Source organism: Thermostichus sp. MS-CIW-41 (genome assembly GCF_054058915.1).
In genome coordinates this window covers 1-5373 of sequence record NZ_JBSSBO010000080.1, presented here as the reverse complement: position 1 = coordinate 5373, position 5373 = coordinate 1, and the positions used below count along the sequence as shown (strand labels likewise).

Annotated in this window: 7 protein-coding genes and 1 pseudogene; 3 read left to right on the top strand and 5 right to left on the bottom strand. The window is 57.9% G+C overall.

Going from position 1 to position 5373, the window contains the following annotated elements; genetic code table 11:
* The first annotated feature begins 98 nt into the window (after positions 1-98).
* A complete protein-coding gene (locus ACVWXE_RS14130; protein ID WP_457490620.1) occupies positions 99-698 on the top strand; it encodes a uracil-DNA glycosylase in 600 nt (199 codons plus the stop codon).
* Here ACVWXE_RS14130 and tenA read toward each other — a convergent pair.
* From tenA to ACVWXE_RS14110, 4 genes and pseudogenes are all read right to left on the bottom strand, one after another.
* The gene (gene tenA, locus ACVWXE_RS14125) at positions 695-1354 is read right to left on the bottom strand and encodes a thiaminase II (RefSeq protein WP_414416477.1); all 660 of its coding nucleotides are present in this window, start codon (positions 1352-1354) and stop codon (positions 695-697) included. The two genes, ACVWXE_RS14130 and tenA, sit on opposite strands and share 4 nt — an antisense overlap.
* Positions 1355-1675: 321 nt before the next feature.
* Positions 1676-2701, bottom strand: coding sequence for a long-chain acyl-[acyl-carrier-protein] reductase (locus tag ACVWXE_RS14120; protein ID WP_457490619.1), 1026 nt, complete (start codon positions 2699-2701; stop codon positions 1676-1678).
* A 44-nt stretch (positions 2702-2745) separates the two neighbouring features.
* Positions 2746-2877: pseudogene (locus ACVWXE_RS14115) on the bottom strand (RNA-guided endonuclease TnpB family protein); the annotation flags it as partial.
* An 85-nt stretch (positions 2878-2962) separates the two neighbouring features.
* A complete protein-coding gene (locus tag ACVWXE_RS14110; protein WP_457490621.1) occupies positions 2963-3694 on the bottom strand; it encodes an aldehyde oxygenase (deformylating) in 732 nt (243 codons plus the stop codon).
* Positions 3695-3888: 194 nt separating this feature from the next.
* On the opposite strand from ACVWXE_RS14110, the gene ACVWXE_RS14105 reads away from it, so the two are divergent.
* The gene (locus tag ACVWXE_RS14105; protein WP_457490618.1) at positions 3889-4197 is read left to right on the top strand and encodes a hypothetical protein; all 309 of its coding nucleotides are present in this window, start codon (positions 3889-3891) and stop codon (positions 4195-4197) included.
* A gap of 14 nt (positions 4198-4211) precedes the next feature.
* On the opposite strand, the gene ACVWXE_RS14100 is transcribed toward ACVWXE_RS14105, so the two are convergent.
* Positions 4212-4706 (bottom strand): pentapeptide repeat-containing protein, encoded by a 495-nt coding sequence (locus tag ACVWXE_RS14100; protein WP_041436747.1) that lies wholly within the window; start codon positions 4704-4706, stop codon positions 4212-4214.
* 100 nt (positions 4707-4806) lie between these two features.
* Here ACVWXE_RS14100 and ACVWXE_RS14095 point away from each other — a divergent pair, with 100 nt between their 5' ends.
* Positions 4807-5115 (top strand): gas vesicle protein GvpV, encoded by a 309-nt coding sequence (locus ACVWXE_RS14095; protein ID WP_238376787.1) that lies wholly within the window; start codon positions 4807-4809, stop codon positions 5113-5115.
* The last annotated feature ends 258 nt before the right edge of the window (positions 5116-5373 follow it).

Sequence of the window (5373 nt, the reverse complement as noted above, 5' to 3'; positions counted from 1 at the left end):
TTCGGGCCTGTTTTGTTCTCTGGTAGGGCAGAGCAGGCTCAGGGCTACTGAAAGCCCGCTCCGTACCGCTTAGCGGTCGGAGCCGGGTAGTTTACAAGGTGGCCCGTTTTCGCGACCAGCTCTACTGGGGCCGACCGGTGCCAGGGTTCGGGGATCCGCAGGCGCGGCTGTGGGTGATCGGGTTGGCGCCGGCAGCCCATGGGGGCAACCGCACCGGGCGCGTGTTTACCGGGGATCCCAGCGGGGACTGGCTGTTTCGCGCCCTGTACCGAGCCGGGTTTGCCAATCAGCCCACCTCTACCCACCGAGAGGATGGCCTGCAATTGCAGGATTGCTACATCTCGGCAGTGGTGCGCTGTGTGCCCCCGGAGAACCGCCCCACCGCCATAGAAGCCAAGACCTGCCTGGGCTACCTGAAGCAAGAGCTGGAGCTGCTAACCCAGGTGCGAGTGATCCTGACGTTGGGGCATTTTGCCTTCCAACACGCTCTGACGCTCTTGCCACCTCTCAGGCTCCGTCCCCGCTTTGGCCACAACTGCGTTATTCCCCTGGCAGAGGGTCGCTATTTGCTGGCGTCTTACCATCCCAGCCGGCGCAACACGGCCACACGGCTGCTGACGGAGCCGATGTTGGATGCCGTTTTCGCGCAAGCCCAGCAGTTGCTGTCTGGTAAGCCAGCCCGACCGGCTGAGGATTAGGCGGGTTGCCAAGATTCGAGGCGATAGGCACTGTCCCAAAACAGCCATTCCAACCGGGAGGCAGTGACAAAAGCTGCCCTCATCTTTTCCCGCAGCGGTTCTGTAGCCTGCTGAGCGACGGAGTCGGTGATGTCCAAAGCCTGCTGCACCACTTGGGCAAATTCTTCCCCGGCGTAGGTGTCGATCCACTGTTGGTAGGGATTGTCAGGCTGCGCGGTGCGATAGATGGTGGATCCCACCTCTCGGTAGATCCAAAAGCAGGGCAGCACAGCGGCAATGGCCACCTCATAGGGATCCACAGCCGCCGCAGCCAACAAAAAACGGGTATAGGCGAAGCAGGCAGGGGCATAGGCTGTTTCGGGTTGAATGTCGTAGAGGCGAAAATAGCTTTCGTGCAGGCTGCGTTCGGCCACAATGGCTCCCAGGGCAAAGTTCAAGAAACTCACCACCTGCTCAGCCCCTTCGGAACGAGCTCCAATCAAGGCCAGGGCGCGGGCAAAGTCGGTGAGATAAAGAGCATCCTGCTGCAAGTAAAACTGGAACCGCTGCCGCGATAGGCTGCCCGCTGCTAACTCTCGGTTGAAGGGGTGATCGAGGATTTGCTTGTAGATGGGCTGAATGGCTTGCCAAAGGTGGGCAGTAAAGGACTGGGGCATGGCGACCGTCTCTCGGCGTTTGGTCTTCAGCTAGAAATTGCAGGAGCCCCGCACTGTACCTATAAAGTCAGTGTTGGGAGGAATGCTATAATAATACTGCGGGCACCAGAAACGGTTTTTTTTAAGGCACTGGTAACGGTCGATTGGGGGTGCAGTAAACCACCCCAGAGGCTCGTGGTTGGCTTGCTAACTGCAGGGCTACTAAAAGCCCGCTCCGTACCGCCTAGCGGTTGGTGTCGGGTAGTTTACTCGATTGGTGATTGACCTGACCAGGGCCAGCACCTCTGCTGGGGCTGAGGCTTTCTTCATTTTGAATCTCAATTAGGCTTCGGGCATGAGGGGGCGGAACCCATGCTTGCGGGAAAGCTGCCCGATCAGATCCAATTTCTCAAGGGTGATCAAATTACGGCCCCAACTGAAATTGGTGTACAGCCCCTCAAACTCCAGCAGCATGGATTCAGCAAAGCAGGCAAAAAGCTGACGGGCCGGGTTGGCCACATTCAAAAACTGCATGATGTTCCATTCAATATCCAAAGAGTGCTCCACCATCCCCCCGTCAATGACGTAGAGTCCCTTTCGCTGCAAGCTGGAGGCGATGTTCTTTGGGTAGCCACCGTCGATGATGACACAGGGATCCGGCAAAACTTGGGGATCGAGGGCCATGCCTTGGCTCATGCTGGCCACCCAAACGATAAAGTCAGCGCGGGGCAGGGCCTCTTCCAGCGAAGAGATCTCCCCCTGCTTGAGCTTGGCCTGCAATTCCTCCAGACGCCGTCGCTCTCGGGCGATGAGCAACAATTTGCCCAAGTGAGTGTGGGCCACCAACCATTGACAAATGGCGCTGCCGATATCTCCGGTCGCCCCCACCACCGCAACCGTAGCGGCTGCCAAGTCCATGGCGTAGCGCTGGGCCGCCAACTGCAGTTGCTGACAGATGATGTAGGCCGTGTGGGTATTGCCGGTGGTAAAGCGTTGGATCTCCAAGTCAATGTTGCGGACTCGCCGGAGACTGTCGAGGCGAAAAGTCTCAAAAATGATGCTGCTAAATCCCCCCAAAGCCGTAATGTTCAAGCCGCGCCGCTGGGCTAGGGCCATGGCATTCAACACTTTCCGACAGGCGGCCTTTACCCGTCCCCCCGCCAACATTTCCGGCAAGAAACAGGATTCGACGTACTGCCCATGGATCTTTTGGCCGGTAATGCTGGTCACTGTGATCTCGTCCACCACCTGAGGGGGAGCCATGCACCAGAACTCCAGGTCGCTCTCCGCATATTCGGAATAACCCAGCTTGTCTGCCACCTGCTTCGCATGGGCCAGGCTGGTCAAGTGCCCGATCAGGCCGAACATAAAGGTTTACCCGCTTGGATAAGTAAACTACCCGACTCCGACCGCTAAGCGGTACAGGGCGGGCTTTCAGTAGCCCTGAGCCTGCTCTGCCCTACCAGAGAACAAAACAAGCCCGGACCTCTAGGCTGGTTTACAGCAGCCCCCAAGAGCGCAATTACGTTTGCACCATTAAGGTCCATTGTACTTCATCAAAGCGCATTCCTCCCAACACTGAACCTACGGGTACAGTGCGGGGCTCCTGCGACTTCTAGCTGAGGTGGGTCATGCTGCCCGCAAACCCTGGGCTGAGAGGCGCATCACCTCGCGGGTGCTGAAGCCGATGTTGGCCAGCGCCTCTCCATAGGCAATCATAAAATCCTCGACGATGGCCTCGCGATCCATATAGATGGCTTCTACATCCTGGTCCACCTGCTGCAGCATCTGCCAGACCAAGGGCAGGTTCTGGGCGTTGGCCGCTTCGATCTGCCCTTTGACCTCGCCAAAATGCTCCCCTAGCCAGCGCTCTCCAAAATTGAGGTGCAGATATTCATCCTTGACCACCCCCTCGGTGATCTTGCGGGCAAACTCATCGGCGACGGGGATGTAAATGTTGTAGGCGGCAATGGCAAAGCATTCGATGATCAGCGACTGAATGACCAAGCAGGCAACCAGATCTCCGGCTGCTGCCGCCTTTTGGAAGTTGTGGCGCAAAGGGGCGAAGAAAGTGCGGGCAAACTCCCTATCCGGCTCTACCTGCAGGTTTTTGCCGCAGGATTGAAAGCCTTTCATGTGCCGCAATTCCATCTTGGCCAGCTTGTGCAGCTCCTCTGCCCCTTCCGGCAACATCTCGGCCAGCTTGAGGTAGTTGTCGTGGGCTTCTTGTTCCCCTTCGATCACAATGCCGTTGATGCGAGAGTAGGCCTGCCGGTAAACCGCGCTGCCATAGTCCAAGGTGGTGCCACCCTTATTGGCCAAAGGCTGGGGGGTATTGGGCAGGACGTTCACTGGGGCCATACTCATGCATCTCCTCTTGGTGTTGTTTGGGTGTTGTTGATTGTCTATGCTGACTCGACAATCGCCTCGATTGCGGCTAGATCGCTCTTTTAACCAGAATAGCTGTAGCTGCCGCAGAATTGGCGGGATTCCTTTTGCGGAATGATAGGGGTCTGCTAGGGTGAGGGTTCGAGTGCCGTTGTGGAGCCTGCTGTATGTCTGCTCTTGGGGATGGCCTGAACCAACTGCGCCAGTTGCTGGTGGAGCTGGAGGAACGATCCCTCGATCAGCCGATTGGCAGTGCCGAGGAGGTGTTGCAGGCCATTGAGCTAGCCACGGCTTTTGAGCTGTTTGAGGCGGAGAGCAGCGGTTTGCTGCTGCAGATTGTGGCCAATCTCTGGGATCGGGTACGGCAGCAGGATTTGTCTCCAGGGGAGATTCAGACGGTATCGAAGAAGTTGCGGGCGGTGGGCTATACCGATGCCGAAATTCAGGAGATCCTGGACTTGGAGCCGGAGGACTAGCCCCATTTCCTCCTCTAGGCTTGAACCATGCCCAGCTCCACCGGTGTAACACCCGCTTCCATCTGAGTGGTGGCGTCGTAGCAAGCCCCTCGCAGGTTGGCCAGCTTGAGTTTGCACTGGGCAAGAAGGGCTCCTCTCAAGTTGGCCCCGGTGAGATTGGCCCCTGCCAGGTCCGCTTGGCTGAGATCGGCTTCGCTCAAGTCCGCTTCGGCCAGGTTGGCCCCACGCAAGTTGGCTCCTTGCAATCGGGATCCCTGCAGCTTGGCTTTCTCTAGGTTGGCCAGCCGCAGGTTGGATCCCTGCAGATCCGCTTGGCTGAGGTCGGCGCCGCTCAGGTAGGCCCGCTCCAGGTTGGCAGAGGCCAGCTTTGCCTGGCGGAGAATGGATCCCCCCAAGTCGATCCCGGCCAAGTCGGCCCCGGCCAGATCAGCTCCGGCCAGTTGGCTGTTGCTGAAGTCGCGCTCACCGCTGCCGTAGCGTTGCAACAGGTCTGCTCCAGTTTCCACCATCGCTGTTTTCCACACCAGACGAATGGATCCTACCTAGGAATAGAAGGGCCGCCAAGAGCACGCTAGGATAGGCGCAAGCCGTTTTCCGGGATCCCCCCTTATGAGCTTGCCCCGTGTGCCCCGAACTCGACCTCGCCCCAAGCTGCGCTCGATCCCTCGCCGCCAAACCGAATCCGCCCTCTATGCCGAAATGCAGCAGCTCACTGTCGAAAAGCAGCGGCTCAACCAAGAGCTAGAGTTTATTCGAGAGCGGCAAGGGCAAATCCACGCGCGACTCCAGGAAATCGAGCAGGCCATGCAGCACCTTCAGCAGGAGGCAAAAGCCTTCCGGGATCCCGCTCCTGCCTCTGAACCCGCCCAGCTCAGATCCCGCCCTTCCCGCTTCCCGCCCATGACCTTCGAGTATTGAGGGATCCTATAAATCTCAAAGAAGACCCAAGATTCAAAGCAGACCTAAGCAACAAGTCAGGGGATTCTGTAGCCAACTTAACTATTTGCTGCTTATCTCAACCCGACTCCAGAATCTGGGCCAGCGAACAGCTGTTCTCAAGCTGGCTGCACAGTTACCTGAACTTCAGCTAGAAATCGCAGGAGCCCCGCACTGTACCCGTAGGGTCAGTGTCGGGAGGAATGCGGAAGTTATGATAGAACCATGACCCAAGTCCTG